The following is a 22454-nucleotide window of genomic DNA, read 5'->3' on the forward strand; positions in this document are numbered from 1 at the left end:
ATCCGTCCGTCTGTAAGGAACCGCTCGTGGTAGACCCGTCCGAACCCGTCGTGCTCGCCGATCCGGAAGTGATCGCCGGCCTCGACTATTGGCGGACTCTGCCGATCAAGCAGCAGCCGGAGTGGCCTGACGCGGATGCGGTGGGCGCGGCATCCGCGAAGATCGCGACCCTGCCCCCGCTGGTCTTCGCCGGCGAGGTGGATATCCTGCGCGAGCGGCTGGCGCGCGCCGCGCGCGGTGACGCCTTCCTGCTGCAGGGCGGCGACTGCGCCGAGACCTTCGCCGGTGCGACGGCCGAGAACATCCGCAACCGGGTCAAGACGATCCTGCAGATGGCGGTCGTGCTCACCTACGGCGCATCCAAGCCGATCGTGAAGATGGGCCGCATGGCCGGTCAGTTCGCGAAGCCGCGATCGAGCGACACCGAGACCCGTGGGGATGTCACGCTGCCGGCCTACCGTGGCGACATCGTCAACGGCTACGACTTCACCCCCGAGTCGCGGCGCGCCGATCCGGACCGTCTGGTCGAGGGCTACCACACGGCCGCCTCGACCCTCAATCTCGTGCGCGCCTTCACCCAGGGCGGGTTCGCGGATCTGCGCATGGTGCACTCCTGGAACAAGGGCTTCGCGCAGAACCCCGCGAACCACCGCTACGAGAAGGTCGCGAACGAGATCGACCGCGCCATCAAGTTCATGGAGGCGGCAGGGGCCGACTTCGACGAGCTCAAGCGGGTCGAGTTCTACTCGAGCCACGAGGGTCTGCTCATGGATTACGAGCGGCCGATGACGCGCATCGACTCCCGTACCGGCACGCCGTACAACACCAGCGCCCACTTCCTGTGGATCGGTGAGCGCACCCGCGACCTCGACGGCGCGCACGTCGACTACTTCTCGCGAGTGCGCAATCCGATCGGCGTCAAGCTCGGTCCGACCACGTCGGCCGACGACATGGAGCGCCTGATCGACAAGCTCGACCCCGAGCGGGAGCCCGGCCGCCTGACCTTCATCACTCGCATGGGTGCCGGCAAGGTGCGCGACGCGCTGCCGCCGCTGCTCGAGGCGATCAAGGGCATGGAGGCGATGCCGTTGTGGGTCGCCGACCCCATGCACGGCAACGGGCTCACCACGCCGACCGGCTACAAGACGCGCCGCTTCGACGATGTGGTCGACGAGGTCAAGGGCTTCTTCGAGTCGCATCGCGCTGCGGGCACGTACCCGGGCGGCATCCACATCGAGCTCACCGGCGACGACGTCACGGAGTGTCTGGGCGGTTCGGAGCAGATCGACGAGGCCACCCTCGCGACGCGCTACGAGTCGCTGTGCGACCCGCGGCTCAATCACATGCAGTCGCTCGAGCTCGCGTTCCTGGTTGCCGAGGAGCTCGTCGCGTTCTGAGGTCGGTGCCGCACGCCATGCTGTCCGCATGAGCGATTTCGACTTTCTGCACGGCGAGTGGGTTGTCACCAATACGCGGCTGCGCCAACTGTTCGCTGGCAGCGCCGACTGGTACCGGTTCGAAGCCACGATGTGGGTGCGTCCGCTCCTCGGTGGGATCGGCAACGTCGACGAGATGGATTGCCCCAGTGAGGGCTTCGCCGGTGCCACCATCCGCCTGCAGGACCAGCAGACCGGGGAGTGGTCGATCTACTGGGCCGACAGCACCACGGGCCGACTCTTCCCACCCGTGGTCGGGAGGTTCGCGAACGGGCGCGGTGACTTCTACGGCGATGACACCCACCTGGGTACGCCGGTCAGGGCGCATTTCATCTGGTCCGAGATCACCCCGACTTCGGCGCGATGGGAGCAGGAGTTCTCCGCCGACGACGGCCAGACCTGGGAGCGAAACTGGGTGATGGAGTTCAGCAGAACCGGATGACCGCTCGGCAGTCGGGCCCGCGTTTCAGAAACTGAAGCTCACGCGAACCGTGCTGCCTTTGGGGGCGAGCTCGCCGCCGCCGGGTTCGAGGCCCGACACGATCACGAGGGTCGGCTGCACGTCCGCGAAGATGTTGTAGTCCAGATCGAAGCCAGCGTCGATCAGCTGCTGCTTCGCCTCCGCCCAGGTCTGGCCCACGACGTCCGGGATCGTCACCTGCTCCACACCCATGGAGGTGATGAGGTCCACGGTGTCGCCGACACGCACCGGCTGGCTGCCGTCCCCGAGCTGCGCGCGGATCACGGCGCCCTGCGGGATCGTGTCGCTGTGCTCCTCCTCGCGCACGGCCCCAAGCTCGAGCCCGACCGCTTTCAGCGCGTTGGTCGCCTCGTCGACGCTGCGCCCGGCGAGGTCCGGCAGGGGACCAACGGACACCACGAGCGTCACCTTCTGCAGTTCGCCGTAGGTCGCGACGCCCGTGAGGCTCGTGCCGTCGGCGGCGAGCGCATCGATCACGATGCCGGCCGCGACGCTCGCGTCGAACTGCTGGATGCTGCGGTCGAAGGTGAAGGGTGCCGCCTCGATCGCGGCTTTCGCGTCATCCTCGGTCATGCCCGCGAACGCCGGGACGGTGATCGGTTTCGGTCCCGTCGAGGCCAGCAGCTGCACTTCTGACCCCCTCGGCACGTAGCTGCCGAGGGCCGGATCGGTCTGCGCGACGAAGCCGACTGGCACGGTGGGGGAGTCGATCTCGCCGACCGTCTCGGAGACCGTGAGACCGAGCTCCTCGAGGGCGACGCGGGCCTCATCCACCGACAGGTTCTCGATGGAGGCGGGGATCTGCGTCTGCGACCCCGGCCCGGCGCCGAAGTACCAGCCCGCGGTCGCGGCGATCGCAACGACCAGGGCCGCCGCGGCGATGAGCCACCACAGGCGCCGACGACGGCGACCGGGAGCGGCGGCCGTGCGATCCGCGACCGCGACCGCGGAGGGGCCCACGCGCGATCCGAGCACCTGCGTCTCGGCCGTGGGTCCGTGCACGGCCGGTGCCGCGCTGCTGCCGGCGCTCGGCATCACCATGGTGCGCTGCATGCCCGTGGTCGGGTTCGCGGTCATCAGCAGGCTATGGGTCTCGTACAGACGGTCGAGCAGCGCGCGAGCATCCTTCGGCCGGTCCTCCGGATCGCGCGCCGTGGCCCACAGCACGAGCTCGTCGAGCTCCGGTGGCACCTTGGCGTTGCGCGCACTCGGACGCGGCACCGTCTCATTCGCGTGCTGGTAGGCGATCTGCATCGGCTGCTCGCCCTTGAAGGGCTGCTCGCCCGTGAGCATCTCGTACATCATGATGCCGACGGCGTAGATGTCGCTGCGCGCATCCGCGATGCCCCGGGTGACGAGTTCGGGGGAGAGATACGCGATCGTGCCCAGCAGCGCGCCGGTCGCCGTCTGCGCGGATGCCGCGCGCGCAAGCCCGAAGTCGCTGATCTTGATGCGACCGTCGTCGGCCAGCAGCACGTTCTCGGGCTTGAGGTCGCGGTGCACGATGCCCGCCTTGTGCGCGGCGGCCAGTCCGGAGAGCACGGCTTCCATGATGTCGAGGGTCTGCTCGGTGTTCAGCAGCCTGTGCTCTTGCAGCAGGTCGCGCAGCGTGATGCCGGGTAGGTATTCCATCACCAGGTAGGCCATGTCGCTGTCCTGGCCCTGGTCGAAGACGTTGACGACGTTGGGGTGCGCGAGCCGCGCCGCCGAGCGCGCCTCCTGGATGAAGCGCTCCTTGAACTTCGAGTCGTCGGCGAGGTGCCCGTGCATGACCTTGATGGCCACGCGGCGCTCGAGCCTGAGGTCGGTGGCGAGGTACACGGTGGCCATGCCGCCGCGGGCGATGCGTGAGCGGATCTGGTATCGACCGTCCAGGAGACGGCCGATCATCGGATCGGTGCTGTTGACACTCACGCGTCGAGTCTAAAGTTCGCCGCATGTGTGGATGCCCCGGGACACGGCACACCGGCGGTTCGGTGGGTCGCGGGCTTCACCCGAGTTCGGCGAACCAGGCGCGCGCCGAGGCCTCCCATTTCGCGTACGCGTCCGGGTAGGCGGAGATCTGCACGCGCTGGGCCGCAACGGTGAGCGGCATGGTCTCCCAGCCGGCGATGTCCAGCAGGCCGCGCGTGTAGCCGGCGCGTCCCTGGTAGAACGTGTAGGCCGCGTGGCGCGGGTTCGTGAGCTCTTCCACCGTGCCCCAACCGGAGCTCGGTCGCTGCTGGAACAGCCCGACGGAGTCGCGGTCGCCCCAGGTGAGGTTGCGCAGGCTCGACTCCTGCATCGCCGTCGCGAGTGCGATGATGATGCCGTAGTCGGGCACGCCCTGCTCGCGCCCCACCTGCACGATGATCGCCGCATTCGCGCGCATCTCATCGTTCAGGTACGTGATGGATCCGCCGCTCGAGGTGGGGACGGCGTTGAGCACGGGAGTCGTCGCACCCGGGATCACGAGGGTGCCGCCCGGGTGGATGACGCTGGACCAGTCCAGACCGTTCGCGTCGAGCAGCGCCTGCGTGGTGATGCCGAATGCGGCGGCGATGCCGGAGACGGTGTCTCCGGCGACGATGGTGTAGCTGCCGTCGGCCGGTGCGGCGGGCGCGGGCGGCGCGGGAGCGGGCGGGGCTTCGACCGGGGGTGCGACCTCGACGACGGGTTCGGTGACGACCGGCGCCGCATCGACGGCGGGCGTGTCATCCGCGGTCTGCTCCGGGGCGTCGCCCTCGGGCGCCGTCGCCTGCTGGGCGATGTCGTCGGGATGCACGACGCCCGGGATCGCGATGGTCTGCCCGGGATAGATGATGCTGCTCCACCCCAGTCCGTTCGCGGTGAGCACCGAGAGGGTGGAGACACCGAACCGGGCGGCGATGCCCGAGATCGTGTCGCCCGCGACGATCGTGTAGCGGCCGTTCGAGGCGGTGTCCGCAACGGCCGCGACCGGCGTGACGGGCCCGGAGGCGGAGAGCTTCAGTTCCTGGCCGGGGAAGATCAGCGACGACCAGCCCAGGCCGTTGAGCGCGAGCACGGAGGCCGTGGACAGCCCGAACCGGCCCGCGATGTCGCTGACGGTGTCGCCCGCGACCACGCGGTAGGTGGTGGGCGGGGCGGTGACGGTCATGGTCTTGGCGATCGCGCTGGCGGTGCTGGCGACGGTCGCGTTCGCAGCCGCGATGGCCTGCTTGACCGTGGCGCCGAGGCCGGATGCCGCGGCCTTCGGCTTCGGCGGACGCTTCGCCTCGGCGGACTCGACGGCACCGCCGACGTTGAGCATCGTCGCGGCCATCGACCCCACGAGCAGGATCGGCACGGTGTGTCGCACACCGCGCGCGATGCGTGCGTGCTCGCGGCTGCGCTGATGCTGACCGTCCTCGGCGGGGATGTTGGGCACGAGTCCGGCGAACACCGTCCGTGCCGAATCCCCCTGGCTTCGATCCTCGTTCATGTCTCCAGCTCCCCGGCCCGAGAGGTAGGTGCCTTCGAGTTGACGGCACCGAACTACCAACGTGTCACAGAACCATTAAGGAGTCAACCAATGTTATTGGTGTGATTTGAATTTACTTGTTCGAAACATTCGCACCTCCGCGCTCTTGCGGTGCGAGAGCGCTCGGACATGAAAGTCTTGAGGGGTGACAGAACTTCCAGCCGTCACCTGGCTGACGATTCCCGACCTGACCGAACTGCTCGGCCTCAAGGTGAGCCAGGTGCGCCGTCTCATCGAGGACCGCGCACTGCTCGCGACCAGGGTCGACGGCATCTGGAAGGTTCCCGAGCAGTTCATCGCGAACGGGGAGGTCGTCCACGAGCTCAAAGGCACCCTGATGGTGCTCGGCGACGCCGGCTACAACGACGACGAGGCGATGCACTGGCTGCTGAGCCCGGAGGAGAGCCTCGGGGTCTCGCCGATCGACGCCCTGCGCGCCGGACGCAAGGCCGAGGTGCGTCGGGTCGCGCAGGCCCTCGGATTCTGAGGGCGGTCAGGTGCTGAGAGCGGTCAGGCCACCCGACGCGTGACCGTCTCGGCGAGTTCGGCGAGGTGCGCCCTGGCGGAGGCCGTCAACGGCGCCCCGGCGAGCGCTTCGCGGGCCTGACGCACGTTCGCCTCGATGACCCGCTCGACCTGGGCCACCGCACCGCAGTCGCGCAGGGCGGTGCGGATCATCTCCACCTGCTGCGCGTCGAGCTCGGGATCGCCCAGCAGCTCATCGATCAGGTTGCGGGCTGCCGTCGGCAGGGCCTGTCTGGCCAGCGCGATCAGCACGGTGCGCTTGCCCTCGCGCAGATCGTCTCCGGCCGGCTTTCCGGTGACCGAGGGATCCCCGAACACGCCGAGCAGGTCGTCGCGCAGCTGGTAGGCGATGCCGAGGGGAAGCCCGAACGCGCGCAGCGCCGCGAGCTGGGCCAGACTCGCCCCGCCGAGTGCCCCGCCGATCGCCAGCGGCGCTTCGATGCTGTACTTCGCGGATTTGTAGACGATCACCCGCTGTGCCCGCGGGATCGCCTCCGATTCCGGCTGGGTCACCCAGGCGTGCTCCTCGAGGATGTCGAGATACTGCCCGGCCATGACCTCGGTGCGCATGCGAGCGAACTCCGCGCGGCCGGCGCGTGCGGCATCCCCGCTGCCGAGGGAGGCCGTGCCGCGGTCGAAGAGCTCGTCGCTCCAGCCCAGCAGCAGATCGCCCAGCAGCAGTGCCGCGGATTCGCCGAACTGCGACGCGCTCCCGGCCCAGCCGGCGCGGCGATGGTGCTCCTCGAACTGGCGGTGCGTGGAGAGGGCGCCGCGCCGGGTGTCCGAGCGGTCCATGATGTCGTCGTGCACGAGCGCGGCTGCGTGGAACAGCTCGAGTGCCGCCGCGGCATCCACGATGCCCGGGAGGTCGGCCGAGACGTCCTCGTCCGGCAGGGGGTCGAAGCCGTCGCCGGCGGCACGCACGGACTGCCAGCCCCAGTAGCAGAACAGCGCCCGGAAACGCTTGCCTCCGGCGAGGAACGCAGCGGCGGCATCCGTGAACTGCAGGAGTTCGGGAGCGATCTCACCGAACTCGGCGGCACGCGCCGCGAGGAACGAATCGACGGACTGTTGTACGAGATCGACTAACCGGGTACTCTCAGCCACTTGCCTAGCCTAGCCAGGTGAGCGAGGCGTACTATGAGCGAGTACGCACCAGCCCGAGCCTTGAGGGGAACAGGATGCCACTTTCCGAGCAGGAGCAGCGCCTCCTGGAAGAAATGGAGCGCAGCCTCTATCAGAACGACGCCGACTTCGTCGCGACCGTCAGCCCTCGCAGAGGCCGCCCGAACTACACGATCGTCGTCGTGGGCGTGCTCGTTGCCGTGCTGGGCATCGGCCTGCTGGTCACCGGGGTCATCATCCAGCAGCCGCTCGTCGGCGTGCTCGGCTTCGCCGTGATGTTCGTCGGCGTGCTGCTCGCGGTGGCCCCGCCTCGTCGGGAAGCCGGCGAGCCCGCTGCCTCCTCGCGCACCACGACCCGTTCCGGAGGCGGCAGCCGCTTCATGGACACGCTGAACGACCGCTGGGACCGCCGCCAGGAGGGCCGCGACTAGCACCACGTCTTCCCGAAAGGGGGTCGATCTTCGGATCGGCCCCCTTTTTCGTGCGCCCGCCCCGCATCCCGCTGCCTCCGCCTCCGCCTCCGCCTCCGCTCCGACTCCGCCTCCGCTCCGGCGCCGCGAGTGTGCGGTTTCTGCCGGTGCAGCGCGCGCGGACCCGCAGAAACTGCACAGTCGGGCGCTGCCGGGAGGCGGAGGCGGCGTGGGAGGGGTCTTGGAGTGGGATGGTCATCCACTTTCCTCCACTAGGTTTCTCCGCGTACTTACTGGGATGTTGAGGCGAACCGGGGCACAATTCGCACGAAATCATAGGTTTCGTGGTTGAAAGTGGAGTAAAGTGGGGCAAACCTGAATCCTGGCCGGAGAACGAGGGGAGTGTGTGCTGTGTTCCTTGGCACCTACGCCCCGAAGCTCGACGAAAAGGGGCGCGTCATCCTGCCGGCCAAATTCCGGGATGAGCTCTCCGGCGGCATGGTCGTCACCCGCGGTCAGGATCGCTGCCTCTACGTGTTCAGTCAGCGCGAGTTCGAGTCGGTCGTCGAGAAGATGCGGCAGGCTCCGGTCTCGAGCAAGCAGAGCCGCGACTTCCAGCGGCTGTTCCTCTCGGGGGCCAGCCAGGAGATCCCGGACAAGCAGAACCGCATCACCTTGCCGGTCTCGCTGCGCGAGTACGCGGGGCTCGAACGCGACCTCACCGTGATCGGTGCGGGCGGTCGCGCCGAGATCTGGGACACCGCCACCTGGGACGCGTACTACGAATCCACCGAATCCGAGTTCGTCAACACGTCGGAGGAGGTGTTCCCGGGCCTGTTCTAGGCCCCCTGATGCCGACCCTCAGCCGTACGCCCTGACTCCACTTCCCCGGAGCCAGGTCGCAACGGATGGGGATCAGCATCCGGGGACCGGACCCACACGATCATGGCGACCAACGACATCCACACTCCCGTGCTGCTCGAGCGCACCGTCGAGCTGCTCGCGCCCGCCCTCGAGCGCGACGGCGCGGTGCTCGTCGACGCGACCCTGGGCATGGGCGGGCACGCCGAGGCGTTCCTGCAGCGCTTCCCGCGCCTGACGCTCGTGGGCATCGACCGGGACACCGACGCCCTGGCCATCGCGGGGGAGCGCCTCGCGCCGTTCGCCGACCGCATCCACCTCGTGCATGCCGTGTACGACGAGCTGCCGGGCGTGCTGCGCGACCTCGGCATCACGGCGGTCGAGGGCATCCTCTTCGATCTCGGCGTCTCGTCGCTGCAGCTCGATCGCACCGAGCGCGGATTCTCCTACTCGCAGGATGCCCCGCTCGACATGCGCATGGATGCCACGAACGAGCGCACCGCGGCCCTCATCCTCGCCACCTACTCCGAGTCCGAGCTGCGGCGCATCTTCTACGACTACGGCGACGAGAAGCTCGCGCCCCGATACGCGAGCCGCATCGTGCAGCAGCGGACGGAGCGGCCGCTGGAGACCTCGGCCCAACTCGTGGAGCTGATCATCGCCGCCACGCCGGCCGCCGCCCAGCGGGCCGGTCATCCGGCCAAGCGCGTGTTCCAGGCGCTGCGCATCGAGGTCAACCAGGAACTCGCGGTGCTCGAGCGTGCCATCCCCGCCGCCATCGACGCCCTCGCGCTCGGCGGTCGCATGGTCGTGCTCTCGTACCAGTCGCTCGAGGATCGCATCGTCAAGCGCGCCCTCCAGGCGCGTTCGACCTCCACCGCGCCGGCCGGCCTGCCGGTCGAGCTGCCCGAGCACCGACCGGAGCTGAAGCTGCTCGTGCGCGGTGCGGAGCTCGCCGGTGACGAGGAGCGCGCCAGCAACCCGCGGGCGACGCCGGTGCGGTTGCGCGCCGTGGAACGGGTGCGTGCGGCATGAGCAACCTCGCCTACGCGCGTCCGGCCACGCGCCCCACCACCCGCCCGGCGGAGCGTCCGCCGCTGCAGGTCGTCACGACCCGAGCGCAGCGCAGGGCACGACCGAAGGTCGCCTACGCGGTCGTCACGGTCGCGAGCCTGTTCCTGATCTTCGCGGCGCAACTGCTGCTGAGCATCGTCGTCTCCGACGGGGCGTACCAGATCCAGTCGCTGCAGACGCAGCAGAAGGAGTTGCTGCGCAGCGAGCAGTCGCTGCAGGAGCAGCTCGCCGTGCTCGCCTCCACCCAGAACCTCGCGGCGCAGGCCGCGCACCTGGGCATGGTGCCGAACCCGGGGCGCCCCTACTCGCTCGACCTGTCGACGGGTGCCATCTTCGAGGTGCCAGGCAGCGCCGTGCCGTGCGGCGGCACGTGCAATCTCGTGCCCAACGCGATGCTCAGCGGTGTCGCGCTGGTGAACCCCGAAGCGCCGCAGGGCGCAGCGGGCACCGTGGTTGTGCCCCCGCCGACGGCCCCGTCGACCACCGTCGACGAGATCCCGACACCCGTGACGCACTGAGGCCCTCATGAGAACACGACGCAGCCGAGCACGCATCTCCCTCGCGGTGATGGCGGTCTTCGCGATCGTCGCGGTGTTCGCGGTGCGCCTCATCGACATCCAGCTGGTGCAGGCCGACGAGTTGAACGCGGAGTCGCTCGACAAGCGCGCCCAGTCGCTCACGCTGTACGGAGTCCGCGGCAACATCGTGGACGCCAACGGCGAGGTGCTGGCGCAATCGGTGGAGCGCTATGACATCACGGCCTCGCCGCGCAGCGCGCTCGGGCGCACGGAGCTGAACGGCTCCGTGGCCCAATCGCTCGCCGACATCGCCGCGATCACCGGACAGAAGCCGGACGAGCTGATGGCGGCGCTCACCGCCGATCCGGAGTCCGACTTCGCGTACCTGGCGAAGGGCGTCACGCTCGACGTGTTCCACGCGGTGCGCGACCTCGACATCCCGTGGGTCTACTTCGAGTTGCGGCCCGCCCGCACCTACCCGAACGGCGCGATCGCGGGCAACCTGGTCGGCTACCTGGGCACGAACGGTGCGACCGGCGAGGGCAGCGGCGGGCTCGAGTACAGCGAGAACGAGTGCCTCGCCTCGAGCGATGGCGAGGCGACGTTCGAGCGCGGCGAAGACGGCGTGCAACTGCCCGGCAGTGTCGTCACGGTCGAGGAGCCCAAGGACGGCGGAACGCTGCATCTTACGATCGACCGAGACCTGCAGTACTACGTGCAGCAGCGCATGGTGCAGACCTTCAACGACCTCGGCGCGCTCTGGACGATCGGCGTCGTCATGCGAGTCTCCGACGGCGCGCTCATGGCCGTCGCCGACTACCCGAGCCTGGATCCCAACGATGTCGACAACGCTCCCCGTAACGCGGACGGCGAGCTCATCCTCGGCTCGCGAGCGTTCACGCTGCCCTACGAGCCGGGCTCGATCATGAAGCCGCTCACGGCGGCGTCGCTGCTGGACTCCGGGGCCGCGACCGTGGCATCCCAGGTGGTCGCGCCGTATCGTCTGTACCTCTCCGACGGCGGCAACATCAAGGATGCCGTGCCGCACCCGGACGAGCGCCTCACCCTCGCGGGCGCCATCGTCGAGTCGTCCAACACCGCCGTCTCGCAGTTCTCCGACCTGCTGGACGCGCAGAGCCGGCACGACTACATGATCGACTTCGGGCTCGGCGACTACACCGAGGCCGGCTTCCTCGGTGAGGCGGCGGGCACCGTGCACCCCGCCGACGAGTGGGACGTGCGCACGAACTACACGGTGCAGTTCGGCCAGGGCATGACCGCGACCGCGATCCAGATGGCGAGCGTGTTCCAGACGCTCGGCAACGACGGGCTTCGGGTGCCCGTCAAGCTCACCACCGGGTGCGAGCGCCCCGACGGCACCATGACCGATGTGCCCGGCGGCGAGAGTCGGCAGGTCGTCTCGGCATCGGCGGCCGAGCAGACCGTGAACATGATGGAGATGGTCGCGCAGCACAGCTACTCGGCCGACGATCTCACCATCCCGGGCTACCGCGTGGCCGCCAAGAGTGGCACGGCGGAGGTCGCCGAGAACGGCGTCTACGGCAATCAGTCGGTGATCTCCTACGTGGGCCTCGCTCCCGCGGACGATCCGCAGTACGTCGTGCTGGTCAGCGCGGGCCTGCCCCGCATGGACATCTCCGGTAAGATCGCACCGACCTTCCGCGACGTCATGGCCCACGTGCTGACGACCTACCGGGTCCCGCCCTCGACCACCCCCGCGAACCAGTTGCCGCTGACCTGGTGACCTCGTGCGGGGCGCGGTCCCCGAGCCAAGAAACGAGCCAAGCAGCGTGATCGAGCTCAGCATCGGGGAGATCGCGGCGGCCGTGTCGGGCACGATCGTGCGACCGACGGATGCCGCACTCACCGTCTCCGGGTCGGTGCACACCGACTCGCGCCGCATCGAGTCCGGCTCGATCTTCTTCGCACTGCCGGGAGAGGTCACCGACGGCCACCTCTTCGCCGAGGCTGCCGTCGCGAACGGCGCCGCGCTCGTGGTCGCCGAGCGCGAGCTCGACGTCGATGTGCCGCAGGTGATCGTGGCGAACGGCGTGCGAGCGCTCGCCGATCTCGCCCGCGAGGTTGTCGCCCGCGTGAGGTCGCTCGGCGAGTTGCGTGTCGTGGGTATCACCGGGTCCAACGGCAAGACCTCGACGAAGAACATGCTCGCCGCGATCCTCGCAGCCGAAGGCCCCACGGTCGCGCCGCCGGGGTCGTTCAACAATGACGTCGGCGCGCCGTTCACGATGCTCGGCATCGACGAGCGCACCCGCTATCTCGTGGTCGAGATGGGCGCGGATGCCGTCGGCGACATCGCCCGTCTCGTCTCGATCGTGGTGCCCGACGTCGCGGTCGTGCTCAAGGTCGGGCTGGCCCACATCGGCAAGTTCGGCGACATCGAGACGATCGAGCGCGCGAAGGCGGAGATCGTGACCGAACTGCCGGAGAGCGCGGTCGCGGTGCTGAACGCCGACGACTCCCGGGTGGCGGCGATGGCCGCGCTGACGGTCGCGAGCGTGCTGTGGTTCGGGCTGTCGGCGTCGGCACAGGTGCGGGCCGACGAGGTGGAGGTCACGGCATCCGGCACCTCGTTCGTCGTCGTCGCCGATGGCGAGCGCACCCCGGTGACCCTGCGGATCCTGGGGGAGCATCACGTGTCGAACGCCCTCGCGGCGATCACCGCGGCTCGCGCCCTCGGGGTTCCGGTCGGCCGGTCGGTGGCGGCGCTGGAGTCCATGGTGCGGGCCGAACGCCGACGCATGGAGGTGCTGATCGCGCCCGAGGGCTACACGGTGATCAACGACGCGTACAACGCGAGCCCGGATTCGATGGCCGCGGCGCTCAAGACCCTCGCCCAGGTGCGCGGCGATGGACGCTCGTTCGCGGTGCTCGGGGCGATGGCGGAACTCGGCGACTATTCCGACGAGGAGCACGATCGCATCGGGCGACTGGCGGTGAGGCTGAACGTCAGCCAGCTCGTGATCGTCGGTCACGATGCGCGCCACATCCACAACGCCGCGGGCCTCGAGGGGTCGTGGGACGGGGAGTCGGTGCTCGTGACCGATGCCGACGCGGCATACGATGTGCTTCGTGATCAGTTGCGCCCCGGGGATGTCGTGCTAGTGAAGGCCTCCAACTCCGTTGGCCTCGGATCGCTCGGCGACCGCCTGGCGGGACTGTCCGAATGATCGCCCTGCTCATCGCCGGGGCCGTCGGGCTCGCGTTCACGCTGTTCCTCACCCCGCTGTTCGTGCGCCTGTTCACGAGGCTGCACTGGGGCCAGTTCATCCGGGATGACGGACCGCAGTCGCACCACGCGAAGCACGGCACGCCGACCATGGGTGGCATCGTCTTCATCCTCGGATCCGTGATCGGCTATCTCGTCGGACACTGGGTCGCGCAGGAGCCGATCACGCTCTCCGGTCTGCTCGTGATCTACCTCATGGTGGGCCTGGGCATCGTCGGCTTCATCGACGACTTCCTCAAGACCCGCAACCAGCGCAGCCTGGGCCTGGGCGGATGGTCGAAGATCGCCGGTCAGGTGATCGTCGCCGGCGGTTTCGCGGCCCTGGCGCTGAACTTCCCCGACCGGCACGGGCTGACTCCGGCCTCGTCGATGATCTCGGCGGTGCGCGACATCCACTGGCTCGACCTCGCCGCGTTCGGTGCGGTGGCGGGGTTCATCCTGTTCGCGCTCTGGGCCACGGCGATCATCGTGTCCGCCTCGAACGGCGTCAACGTCGCCGACGGCCTCGACGGTCTCGCTTCGGGGGCCGCGATCTTCGCCATCTCGGCCTACATCTTCATCGGGTTCTGGCAGTTCAACCAGTCCTGCGCGAACGGCGTGGACGTGCTCGGCGACAACCTCTACAAGTGCTACGAGGTGCGCGACCCGCTCGACCTCGCGATCATCGCGGCGGCGATCGTCGGCGCCCTCATCGGCTTCCTGTGGTGGAACACCTCGCCCGCCCAGATCTTCATGGGCGACACCGGCTCTCTCGGCATCGGCGGCGCCCTCGCCGCCCTCGCCATCCTCAGCCGCACGGAGTTGCTGCTCGTGATCATCGGCGGCCTCTTCCTCGTCGTCACCGGCTCGGTGATCGTGCAGCGATTCTGGTTCAAGGTGACGAAGTGGCGATACGGTCAGGGCCGCCGTCTTTTCCTGATGAGCCCCCTGCACCACCACTTCGAGCTCAAGGGCTGGGCCGAGATCACCGTCGTCGTGCGGTTCTGGCTCATCTCGGCACTCTTCGTCGCGGTCGGCGTGGGCCTGTTCTATCTCGAATGGGTCAACCAGTAGCGGTGCGAGATCTCGATGTCCTGACGAGCTGGCACGCCGACTGGCGTGGCCTGCGCACGCTGGTGCTCGGAGCCGGCGTCACCGGTTTCGCCGCGGCCGACACGCTCGCGGAGCTCGGCGCCGAGGTGGTCGTCGCGACCGCGGAGGTCTCCGACCGCTACGCGGAGCTGTTCGCGGTGATCGCCGCCACCGTGGTGGTGCATCCCGACGACGCCGTGCCCGGTGAGGTCGAGGCCTTCGACCCCGAACTCGTGGTCGTCTCGCCCGGCTACCGCCCGGATCATCCGACCCTCGCCTGGGCGACGGAGCGCGGCATCCCGGTGTGGGGCGACATCGAACTGGCCTGGCGGCTGCGCGACAAGGCGGGCGCGCCCGCGGACTGGATCACGGTCACCGGAACGAACGGCAAGACGACCACGGTGCAGCTGGCGACCCACTTGCTGCTCGAGGACGGCCGCCGGGCGATGGCCGCCGGCAACATCGGCATCCCGGTGCTTGACGCCATTCGGCTGCCGGACCCGCTCGACGTGCTCGTCGTCGAGCTGTCGAGCTTCCAACTGCACTGGATGCCGCGCACCGGTCCCGGCGCACTCGCGCCCGCCGCGAGCGTCTGCCTGAACGTCGCCGACGATCATCTCGACTGGCATGGCTCCCGTGCCGCCTACGCGGAGGCGAAGGCCACCGTGTACGCCAACACCCGCATCGCCTGCGTCTACAACAAGGCCGATGAGGCCACCCGCCGCATGGTCGAGGACGCCGAGGTGCAGGAGGGATGCCGCGCGATCGGCTTCGATCTCGGCACCCCCGGCCCCAGCGACTTCGGTCTCGTCGACGGCATCGTGGTCGATCGGGCATTCCTGGCCGAGCGGCACAGCTCCGCCCTCGAGCTGACGACGCACGGCGAACTCGCGGAGGCGGGCCTGGCGACGCCGCACATGGTCGCCAACGTGCTCGCGGCATGCGCGCTCGTTCGCGCGCTGGACGTGTCGCCGAGCACGGTGCGCACCGGTCTCGCGAGTTTCCGCGTCGACCATCACCGCACCGAGCCCGTGGCCTCGACGCAAGGGGTGCTGTGGGTCGACGACTCGAAGGCCACCAACCCGCACGCGGCGGATGCCGCCCTGCGCTCGTTCGAGCACGTCGTCTGGCTCGTCGGCGGTCTGCTGAAGGGCGTGGACCTCGCGCCGCTCGTCACGGCGCACGCCGGGCGGCTGCGTGCCGCGGTGATCATCGGGGCGAACCCTGAACCGGTGGTTGAGACATTCGGGCGACACGCGCCCGACGTGCCGGTGTTCGTCGTCGTCCCCACGCAGGATGAAGCTGTGATGCCGCAGGCGGTGCGTCTTGCCGCCGCGGTCGCGCAGCCCGGCGACGTCGTGCTGCTCGCCCCGGCTGCGGCATCCATGGACCAGTTCACGGACTATGCGGACCGCGGCGAGAGATTCGCCGGGGCCGTGATCGAGCACACGGGAGGCGCAGTCGATGACCACGACGCGACACCCCCCGCGGCCGGGCCAGCCGGGCCGCCGACCGGTCACTGAGCCGCCGTCGCGTCCTGCCGTCGCGGTGGTGCCCGTGCGTCGCCTGTTCGCGGCGGAGGGCGCCAACTACTTCCTGCTGCTCGGCGTGACGGTCTTCCTGGTGATCTTCGGCCTCGTCATGGTGCTCTCGTCGTCGTCGATCGAGTCGTTCACCGCGGGCGAGGGCTTCTTCGGCCAGTTCGCACGGCAGGGACTCTATGCGATCATCGGCCTGCCGCTCATGCTGCTCGCCTCGCGCATGCCTCCGCAGTTCTGGAAGCGCTGGGCATGGCCGGCCCTGCTCGTGGGCGGTGCGCTGCAGCTGCTGGTGTTCATCCCGGGCTTCGGCTACGGCTACGGCGGCAATCAGAACTGGCTGCAGATCGGCGGGTTCACCGCGCAGCCCTCGGAGTTCGTCAAGATCGCCCTCATCGTGTGGGTCGCCTGGGTGCTCTCCACCAAACAGGATCTGCTCGACGACTGGAAGCACGTCGCGCTGCCGATCGCTCCCGTCGCCGGCGCCGCGGTGGGCTTCGTGCTCATCGGCCGTGACCTCGGCACCGCGACGATCATGATCCTGATCGTGCTCGGCTGCCTCTACTTCGCCGGCGTGCGGCTGCGTTTCATCGGTGTCGCCGCCGTCGGACTCGCCGTGCTCGGGATGCTGTTCGCCTTCACGAGCGACTCGCGCGCCTCGCGCATCCAGGTCTGGCTCAACGGCTGCACCCCGGAGGACTACCAGAACTACTGCTGGCAGGTGGAGCACGGCCTCTGGGCCCTCGCGGCCGGCGGGCTCTTCGGGCGGGGGTTGGGCAACTCGGACAGCAAGTGGAACTGGTTGCCCGAGGCATCCAACGACTTCATCTTCGCGATCATCGGCGAAGAGCTCGGGCTGATCGGCGCGCTCGTCGTGCTGACGCTGTTCGTGGTGCTCGCCATCGCGTTCGTGCGCATCATCCGGTCGACGCGAGACCCCTTCGCGCGCATCACGGTCGGCGGCGTCATGGTCTGGGTGATCGGGCAGGCGTTCGTCAACATCGCGGTGGTGCTGGGGGTGCTGCCCGTGCTTGGCGTGCCGCTGCCGCTGATCTCCTCCGGTGGCTCGGCGCTGATCGCCACGCTGCTCGGCATCGGCATCGTGCTGTCGTTCGCACGCAAGGGACGAGACGAGCTGGTCGTCCCGGCGCCCGCCCGTGTGCCGCAGCGGGTACGCTCGCGCGCATGACCACCTACCTGCTGGCCGGTGGTGGAACCGCCGGCCATGTGAACCCCCTGCTCGCCGTCGCCGATCGGCTGCGCGAGCGCGACCCCGGGGCGAACATCCTCGTGCTGGGCACCAGGGAGGGCCTCGAGGCCCGTCTCGTGCCCGAGCGCGGGTACGAACTGCTCACGATCGCGCGACTGCCCTTCCCGCGTCGCCCGAACCGGGCCGCGCTGCGCTTCCCGGCCGCCCTGCGCGGTGCGGTCGACGAGGTGCGCGCGATGATCCGCGAGCACGGCGTGGACGTCGTGGTCGGCTTCGGCGGCTACGCGAGCGCCCCGGCCTACCTGGCCGCCCGCGCGGAGGGCACGCCGCTGGCGATCCACGAGGCGAACGCCAAACCGGGCATCGCCAACCGCCTGGGCGCGAGGATCACCCCATTCGTCGGGGTGGCGTTCCACGGCACCCGCATCCGCGGCGGCGAGTTCGTCGGTATGCCGCTGCGACCGGAGATCGAGCAGTTGGACCGGTTCGCGGCCCGGCGCGAAGCGGTCGCGTTCTTCGGCCTCGACGAGGCGAAGCCGACTCTGCTCGTGACCGGTGGGTCGTCCGGCGCCAAGCGCATCAACGACACGATCGCGCAGGCCGCCGCCACGATCCTCGGCGCGGGCTGGCAGGTGCTGCACGTGACCGGCGAATACCGCGACACGATCGACGCGAGCCTGCCCGGCTATCACGCGCTCAAGTACTGCGACCGCATGGATCTCGCCCTCGCCATCGCCGATCTCTCGCTCGGGCGCGCCGGCACCTCCACCGTCGCCGAGGTCTCCGGGCTGGGGATCGCGAGCGTGTTCGTGCCCTATCCCGTGGGCAATGGCGAGCAGCGGTTCAACGCGCGAGAGGCGGTGCAGGCCGGGGGAGCGCTGCTCGTGGCCGATGCCGCGTTCACGCCGGAGTGGGTCTCGTCCGACCTCGTGCCGCTGCTGCGCAACCGTGCGCGGATCGCGGAGATGGCCGCCCGCATCGTCACGGTCGGCACCCTCGACGGCACCGATCGCATGGTCGCGCTCATCGACCGGGCGCTCGAAGCCGGGCCGCGTAGAATCGACTCCCGATGATCAAGCCCGACCTCTCGATGCCCCTGCCCGACGAGCTCGGCTCGGTGCACTTCGTCGGCATCGGCGGTTCGGGCATGAGCGGCATCGCGCGCCTCTTCCTGGCCTCGGGGCACCGCGTGAGCGGCTCCGACCGCTCCGAGAACCACAACACCGAAGATCTGCGCGCGCTCGGCGCCACGGTGTCCATCGGCCACGACGCGGCGAATCTCGGCGATGCCGAGGCGCTCGTGTACACGGGCGCGCTGTGGCCGGACAACCCGGAGTATCTCGAGGCGGTGCGGCGGAGCATCCCCGTGCTCCACCGCTCGCAGGCGCTGGCCTGGCTCATCAACCGCGCCCGTCTCGTCGCGGTCGCCGGCGCCCACGGCAAGACGACCTCGACCGGCATGCTGATCACGGCGCTGCTGGAGCTCGGCGCCGATCCCAGCTTCGTCAACGGCGGCGTGATCCAGTCGCTCGGGGTGAGCTCGGCATTCGGTGCGGGGGAGCTCTTCGTCGTCGAGGCCGACGAGTCCGACGGCTCGTTCCTGCTCTACGACGCGGCCGTCGCGCTCATCACCAACGTCGATGCCGACCACCTGGACCACTACGGCGACCATGACGCCTTCGACGCCGCCTTCGTCGAGTTCGCCGCGAAGGCCTCGGAGCTCGTCGTGATCTCCAGCGACGATCCCGGCGCGCTGCGCGTGGCACGCCGACTCTCCCATCGACGGGTGCTCACCTTCGGTGAGGATGCCGCCGCCGACGTGCGCGTGCACTCCATCGTCACCGACGGGCCGGTCGCGTTCACCGTCTCGTGGCAGGGCGAGGACTACTCGAGTCGGCTGGCCGTCCCAGGCCGGCACAACGCGATCAACGCCGCCGGCGCGTTCGCCGTGCTCGTCGGGCTCGGGTTCGAGCCCCGTGCCGCGCTCGAGGGCATCGCCGCATTCCGGGGCACCGAGCGACGCTTCGAGCTGCACGGCACGGTGCGCGGCGTGAGCGTCTACGACGACTACGCCCATCACCCGACCGAGGTCGCCGCGGCGCTCAGCGCGGCGCGCACCGTCGTCGGTTCCGGGCGCATCATCGCGGTGCATCAGCCGCATCTGTACAGTCGCACCCAGGCGATGGCCGGCGAGTTCGCCGAGACCTATGAGGCTCTCGCGGATCACACGATCGTGCTCGACGTCTTCGGTGCGCGGGAGGATCCGGTGCCGGGGGTGACCGGCGCCCTGGTCTCCGAGCGTTTCGCCGACCAGGCGAACGTGGACTACCTACCCGACTGGCAGCAGGCGGCCGATCGCGCGGCGGCGATCGCGCGCGAGGGCGACATCATCATGACCCTGAGCTGTGGCGATGTGTACCGCATCGTGCCGCAGTTGCTCGCGTCACTCGAGAAGGTGCCGGCGGGCGGATGAAGCGGGCCGCATGAAACGACCCGAGGGCTTCGACCCGCCCGGCCGACCGCAGCCGCAGCCGCCCGGCCGCAAGCCGGCGCGGTCGCCGAGACCGGCGGGTGCGCCGAAGCCGGCGAGGTCCCAGCCGGCCCGGTCGCAGCCGGTGGCGCCGCAGCCGCGCGCGCAGCCCGCCGCCCCGCAGCCGCGGCGCACGCCGACGACCGGGCGCGGCATCCCCGCATCGCGCGAACCGCGACCGGATGCCGCGGCCAGGGCCGAACTGCGCAGGGCCGCTCGTGAGCGGCGACGCTTCGAACGCGCCGAAGTGCGACGCTTCACACGCCGCGCGCGCAACCGTCGGATCGGCATCGCGGCGATCGGCGGTCTCGTCGTCACGCTGATCGGGATGGTGCTGCTCGCGGTCTACTCGCCGCTGCTGGCGCTGCGGACCGTCGTCGTCGACGGCACCTCCAGGGTGGATGCGGCACTCGTGCAGGATGCGGTGGACGCGCAGCTGGGCACTCCGCTCGCGCTCGTGGACTACGACCGCATCACGCGGGACCTCGCGGCGTTCCCGCTGATTCGCAGCTATGTCACCGAGGTCGTGCCGCCCGACACCCTGCTCATCCACGTGACCGAGCGGCAGCCCGTCGGCCAGTTCGCGGTGGACGGCGTGTTCCGCATGGTCGACCCCGCTGGGGTGTCCGTGCAGGATTCGGCGGAGCGCGTTCCCGGCATTCCCGTGATCGAGCTGCCGGGCAGCACGGTTCCCGGCCCGCAGTTCGACGCGGTCGTCGAGGTGCTGCTCGCGCTGCCGCCTGACCTGCTCGCGCGCGTGGACCGAGCGTCGGCCCGCACGCAGGACGACGTCTCACTCGTGCTCGTGGGCGTCGGCCAGGGCGTCGAGTGGGGCAGCGCCGACAACTCGGCGCGCAAGGCCGCGTTGCTGGAGAGGCTCATCGCCGCGATCGACCCCTCGCGTCCCGGCACCTTCGACGTCTCGGCACCGAGCAACGGCATCTTCCACCCGTCGTGATCGCCAGCCGATTGCCAGGTTTGCCGACACGCGGCACGGCTTCGAGGCACACGGCGCCAGCCGACCTACCCTCATGGCAGGAAATGCATACTGAGCATAACTTTAAATCTCAAGTAGAGGTTGAAAGTCAGACGTGCATCGCAGTGGAGGCCGGGACATGACGTCGAACCAGAACTACCTTGCCGTGATCAAGGTCGTCGGCATCGGCGGCGGCGGCGTGAACGCCGTCAACCGGATGATCGAGCTCGGCCTTCGCGGAGTCGAGTTCATCGCGATCAACACCGACGCCCAGGCACTGCTCATGAGCGACGCGGACGTCAAGCTCGACGTCGGCCGCGAACTCACCCGCGGCCTCGGAGCCGGCGCGGACCCCGAGGTCGGCCGTCGCGCCGCCGAGGACCACGCCGAAGAGATCGAAGAGGCCCTCGCCGGCGCGGACATGGTCTTCGTCACCGCGGGGGAGGGCGGCGGAACCGGCACCGGGGGCGCCCCGGTCGTGGCCCGCATCGCGAAGTCCATCGGCGCGCTCACCATCGGTGTCGTCACGAAGCCCTTCGGATTCGAGGGCAAGCGCCGCTCCGCCCAGGCGGAGATCGGCGTCGCGAGTCTCAAGAGCGAGGTCGACACCCTCATCGTCGTGCCCAACGACCGGCTGCTGGAGATCAGCGACCGCGGCATCTCGATGCTCGAGGCCTTCGCGACGGCGGACCAGGTGCTGCTCGCCGGTGTGCAGGGCATCACCGACCTCATCACGACGCCGGGACTCATCAACCTCGACTTCGCCGACGTCAAGTCGGTGATGCAGGGCGCGGGCTCCGCGCTCATGGGCATCGGGTCGGCGAGGGGAGCCGATCGGGCGATCAAGGCGGCGGAGCTCGCCGTGGCATCCCCGCTGCTCGAGGCCTCCATCGACGGCGCGCACGGCGTGCTGCTCTCCATCCAGGGCGGCTCGAACCTCGGCATCTTCGAGATCAACGACGCTGCCCGACTGGTGCAGGAGGCGGTGCACCCGGAGGCGAACATCATCTTCGGCGCGGTGATCGACGACACCCTCGGCGACGAGGTGCGCGTCACTGTGATCGCGGCGGGCTTCGACGGCGGCGAGCCGGCGGTGAAGACGCGCGAGGGCCGCCGCACGAACTACGTGGTGCCGCCCGCCGATGCGCCCGTCGTCGGCGAGGTGGATGCCGCGTGGCCCAGCGCCGAGCCGAGCCTCGTGCACACCGCACCGATCGACCGCGGCTTCGACGAGGACGACGGCGACCTGGACGTTCCCGACTTCCTGAAGTAGTGGAGCTCTCCGACCGCCTCGACGCCGTGCGCGCCGGCGTCTCCGCCGCAGCGGTGGAGGCGGGCCGCGACCCCGCCGAGATCACCACGATCGTGGTCACGAAGTTCCACCCGGCATCCCTCGTGCGTGAGCTCGTCGCGCTCGGTGTGCGCGATTTCGGCGAGAACCGTCACCAGGAGGCGCAGGCGAAGGTGGCCGAACTGTCCGACCTCGACCTGCGGTGGCACTTCGTGGGCCAGCTGCAGACCAACAAGGCGCGACAGGTGCGCCAGTACGCGCACGCGGTGCATTCGGTGGATCGGGCATCCCTGGCGACCGCGCTCGGCGGCGAGGGCGAGCTCGACGTGTTCATCCAGCTCAACCTCACCGACGATCCCGGCCGCGGCGGCGCTCAACCGGAGACGATCGAGGCGCTGACCGAGCACGTGCTCGCCACACCTGGGCTGCGGCTGCGCGGGCTCATGGCGGTCGCGCCCCTCGAGGCCGACCCCCGGCGCGCATTCGCGACGGTGCGTGAGCACTCGCAGCGCGTGCGTGCTCTGGCGCCGGAGGCATCCGCCCTGTCGATGGGGATGTCTGGCGACTACCGCGAGGCGATCCTCGAGGGCGCGACACACCTTCGCATCGGCAGCGCAATCACGGGAAACCGACCCGCACAAGGTTAATCTCGTGCTAGA

20 protein-coding genes are annotated in these 22454 nt (G+C 69.6%); 17 read left to right on the forward strand and 3 right to left on the reverse strand.

From position 1 onward, the window contains the following. Positions 1-26: 26 nt before the first annotated feature. A complete protein-coding gene (locus PYV02_RS13740) occupies positions 27-1397 on the forward strand; it encodes a class II 3-deoxy-7-phosphoheptulonate synthase (protein WP_420833639.1) in 1371 nt (456 codons plus the stop codon). Positions 1398-1425: 28 nt separating this feature from the next. Further along, positions 1426-1878 carry a hypothetical protein gene (locus tag PYV02_RS13745; RefSeq protein ID WP_275759632.1) on the forward strand — a complete coding sequence of 151 codons (453 nt, stop codon included), beginning with the start codon at positions 1426-1428 and terminating at the stop codon, positions 1876-1878. 24 nt (positions 1879-1902) lie between these two features. On the opposite strand, the gene pknB is transcribed toward PYV02_RS13745, so the two are convergent. Beyond that, the gene (gene pknB, locus PYV02_RS13750; RefSeq protein WP_275759633.1) at positions 1903-3831 is read right to left on the reverse strand and encodes a Stk1 family PASTA domain-containing Ser/Thr kinase; all 1929 of its coding nucleotides are present in this window, start codon (positions 3829-3831) and stop codon (positions 1903-1905) included. A 76-nt stretch (positions 3832-3907) separates the two neighbouring features. After that, entirely contained in the window at positions 3908-5035 is a 1128-nt protein-coding gene (locus PYV02_RS13755) for a LysM peptidoglycan-binding domain-containing protein (RefSeq protein WP_476693114.1), read from the reverse strand. Between the two features lie 508 nt (positions 5036-5543). Here PYV02_RS13755 and PYV02_RS13760 point away from each other — a divergent pair. Further along, positions 5544-5885 (forward strand): Rv2175c family DNA-binding protein, encoded by a 342-nt coding sequence (locus tag PYV02_RS13760; protein ID WP_275759635.1) that lies wholly within the window; start codon positions 5544-5546, stop codon positions 5883-5885. A gap of 23 nt (positions 5886-5908) precedes the next feature. Here the strand turns inward: PYV02_RS13760 and PYV02_RS13765 are convergent, their stop codons facing one another. Beyond that, a complete protein-coding gene (locus tag PYV02_RS13765) occupies positions 5909-7030 on the reverse strand; it encodes a polyprenyl synthetase family protein (protein ID WP_275759636.1) in 1122 nt (373 codons plus the stop codon). 74 nt (positions 7031-7104) lie between these two features. Here PYV02_RS13765 and PYV02_RS13770 point away from each other — a divergent pair, with 74 nt between their 5' ends. The 14 genes from PYV02_RS13770 to PYV02_RS13835 all read left to right on the forward strand — a co-directional run bounded on the left by PYV02_RS13770 (position 7105) and on the right by PYV02_RS13835 (position 22442). Beyond that, positions 7105-7479, forward strand: coding sequence for a DUF3040 domain-containing protein (locus tag PYV02_RS13770; protein WP_275759637.1), 375 nt, complete (start codon positions 7105-7107; stop codon positions 7477-7479). Between the two features lie 390 nt (positions 7480-7869). Then, positions 7870-8301 carry a division/cell wall cluster transcriptional repressor MraZ gene (gene mraZ / locus PYV02_RS13775; RefSeq protein ID WP_275759638.1) on the forward strand — a complete coding sequence of 144 codons (432 nt, stop codon included), beginning with the start codon at positions 7870-7872 and terminating at the stop codon, positions 8299-8301. Between the two features lie 102 nt (positions 8302-8403). After that, positions 8404-9354: a 16S rRNA (cytosine(1402)-N(4))-methyltransferase RsmH gene (rsmH, locus tag PYV02_RS13780; protein ID WP_275759639.1), complete on the forward strand. Its 951-nt coding sequence runs from the start codon at positions 8404-8406 to the stop codon at positions 9352-9354. Next, on the forward strand, positions 9351-9911 hold the full coding sequence (ftsL, locus tag PYV02_RS13785; RefSeq protein ID WP_275759640.1) for a cell division protein FtsL: 561 nt from the start codon (positions 9351-9353) through the stop codon (positions 9909-9911). The genes rsmH and ftsL overlap by 4 nt, the downstream gene beginning before the upstream one ends. Before the next feature lie 7 nt (positions 9912-9918). Beyond that, complete coding sequence (locus tag PYV02_RS13790) at positions 9919-11676, forward strand: peptidoglycan D,D-transpeptidase FtsI family protein (protein WP_275759641.1); 1758 nt, start codon at positions 9919-9921, stop codon at positions 11674-11676. Positions 11677-11722: 46 nt separating this feature from the next. Then, a complete protein-coding gene (locus PYV02_RS13795) occupies positions 11723-13120 on the forward strand; it encodes a UDP-N-acetylmuramoyl-tripeptide--D-alanyl-D-alanine ligase (RefSeq protein ID WP_275759642.1) in 1398 nt (465 codons plus the stop codon). Further along, positions 13117-14232 carry a phospho-N-acetylmuramoyl-pentapeptide-transferase gene (mraY, locus tag PYV02_RS13800; protein ID WP_275759643.1) on the forward strand — a complete coding sequence of 372 codons (1116 nt, stop codon included), beginning with the start codon at positions 13117-13119 and terminating at the stop codon, positions 14230-14232. Before PYV02_RS13795 ends, mraY begins: the two co-directional genes overlap by 4 nt. Beyond that, positions 14217-15773, forward strand: a complete 1557-nt coding sequence (gene murD / locus PYV02_RS13805) for a UDP-N-acetylmuramoyl-L-alanine--D-glutamate ligase (protein WP_275759644.1) — start codon at positions 14217-14219, stop codon at positions 15771-15773. The genes mraY and murD overlap by 16 nt, the downstream gene beginning before the upstream one ends. Then, a complete protein-coding gene (gene ftsW / locus PYV02_RS13810; RefSeq protein ID WP_275759645.1) occupies positions 15715-16977 on the forward strand; it encodes a putative lipid II flippase FtsW in 1263 nt (420 codons plus the stop codon). The genes murD and ftsW overlap by 59 nt, the downstream gene beginning before the upstream one ends. Continuing rightward, positions 16974-18071, forward strand: a complete 1098-nt coding sequence (locus tag PYV02_RS13815; protein WP_275759646.1) for a UDP-N-acetylglucosamine--N-acetylmuramyl-(pentapeptide) pyrophosphoryl-undecaprenol N-acetylglucosamine transferase — start codon at positions 16974-16976, stop codon at positions 18069-18071. Before ftsW ends, PYV02_RS13815 begins: the two co-directional genes overlap by 4 nt. Then, positions 18068-19471 carry a UDP-N-acetylmuramate--L-alanine ligase gene (murC, locus tag PYV02_RS13820; RefSeq protein ID WP_275759647.1) on the forward strand — a complete coding sequence of 468 codons (1404 nt, stop codon included), beginning with the start codon at positions 18068-18070 and terminating at the stop codon, positions 19469-19471. The genes PYV02_RS13815 and murC overlap by 4 nt, the downstream gene beginning before the upstream one ends. Before the next feature lie 10 nt (positions 19472-19481). Beyond that, positions 19482-20486 (forward strand): cell division protein FtsQ/DivIB, encoded by a 1005-nt coding sequence (locus tag PYV02_RS13825; RefSeq protein ID WP_275759648.1) that lies wholly within the window; start codon positions 19482-19484, stop codon positions 20484-20486. Between the two features lie 157 nt (positions 20487-20643). Beyond that, a complete protein-coding gene (gene ftsZ, locus PYV02_RS13830; protein WP_275759649.1) occupies positions 20644-21777 on the forward strand; it encodes a cell division protein FtsZ in 1134 nt (377 codons plus the stop codon). Then, positions 21777-22442, forward strand: a complete 666-nt coding sequence (locus tag PYV02_RS13835; RefSeq protein ID WP_275759650.1) for a YggS family pyridoxal phosphate-dependent enzyme — start codon at positions 21777-21779, stop codon at positions 22440-22442. Before ftsZ ends, PYV02_RS13835 begins: the two co-directional genes overlap by 1 nt. The last annotated feature ends 12 nt before the right edge of the window (positions 22443-22454 follow it).

The organism is Antiquaquibacter metalliresistens, assembly GCF_029211225.1.
GTDB lineage: Bacteria > Actinomycetota > Actinomycetes > Actinomycetales > Microbacteriaceae > Rhodoglobus > Rhodoglobus metalliresistens.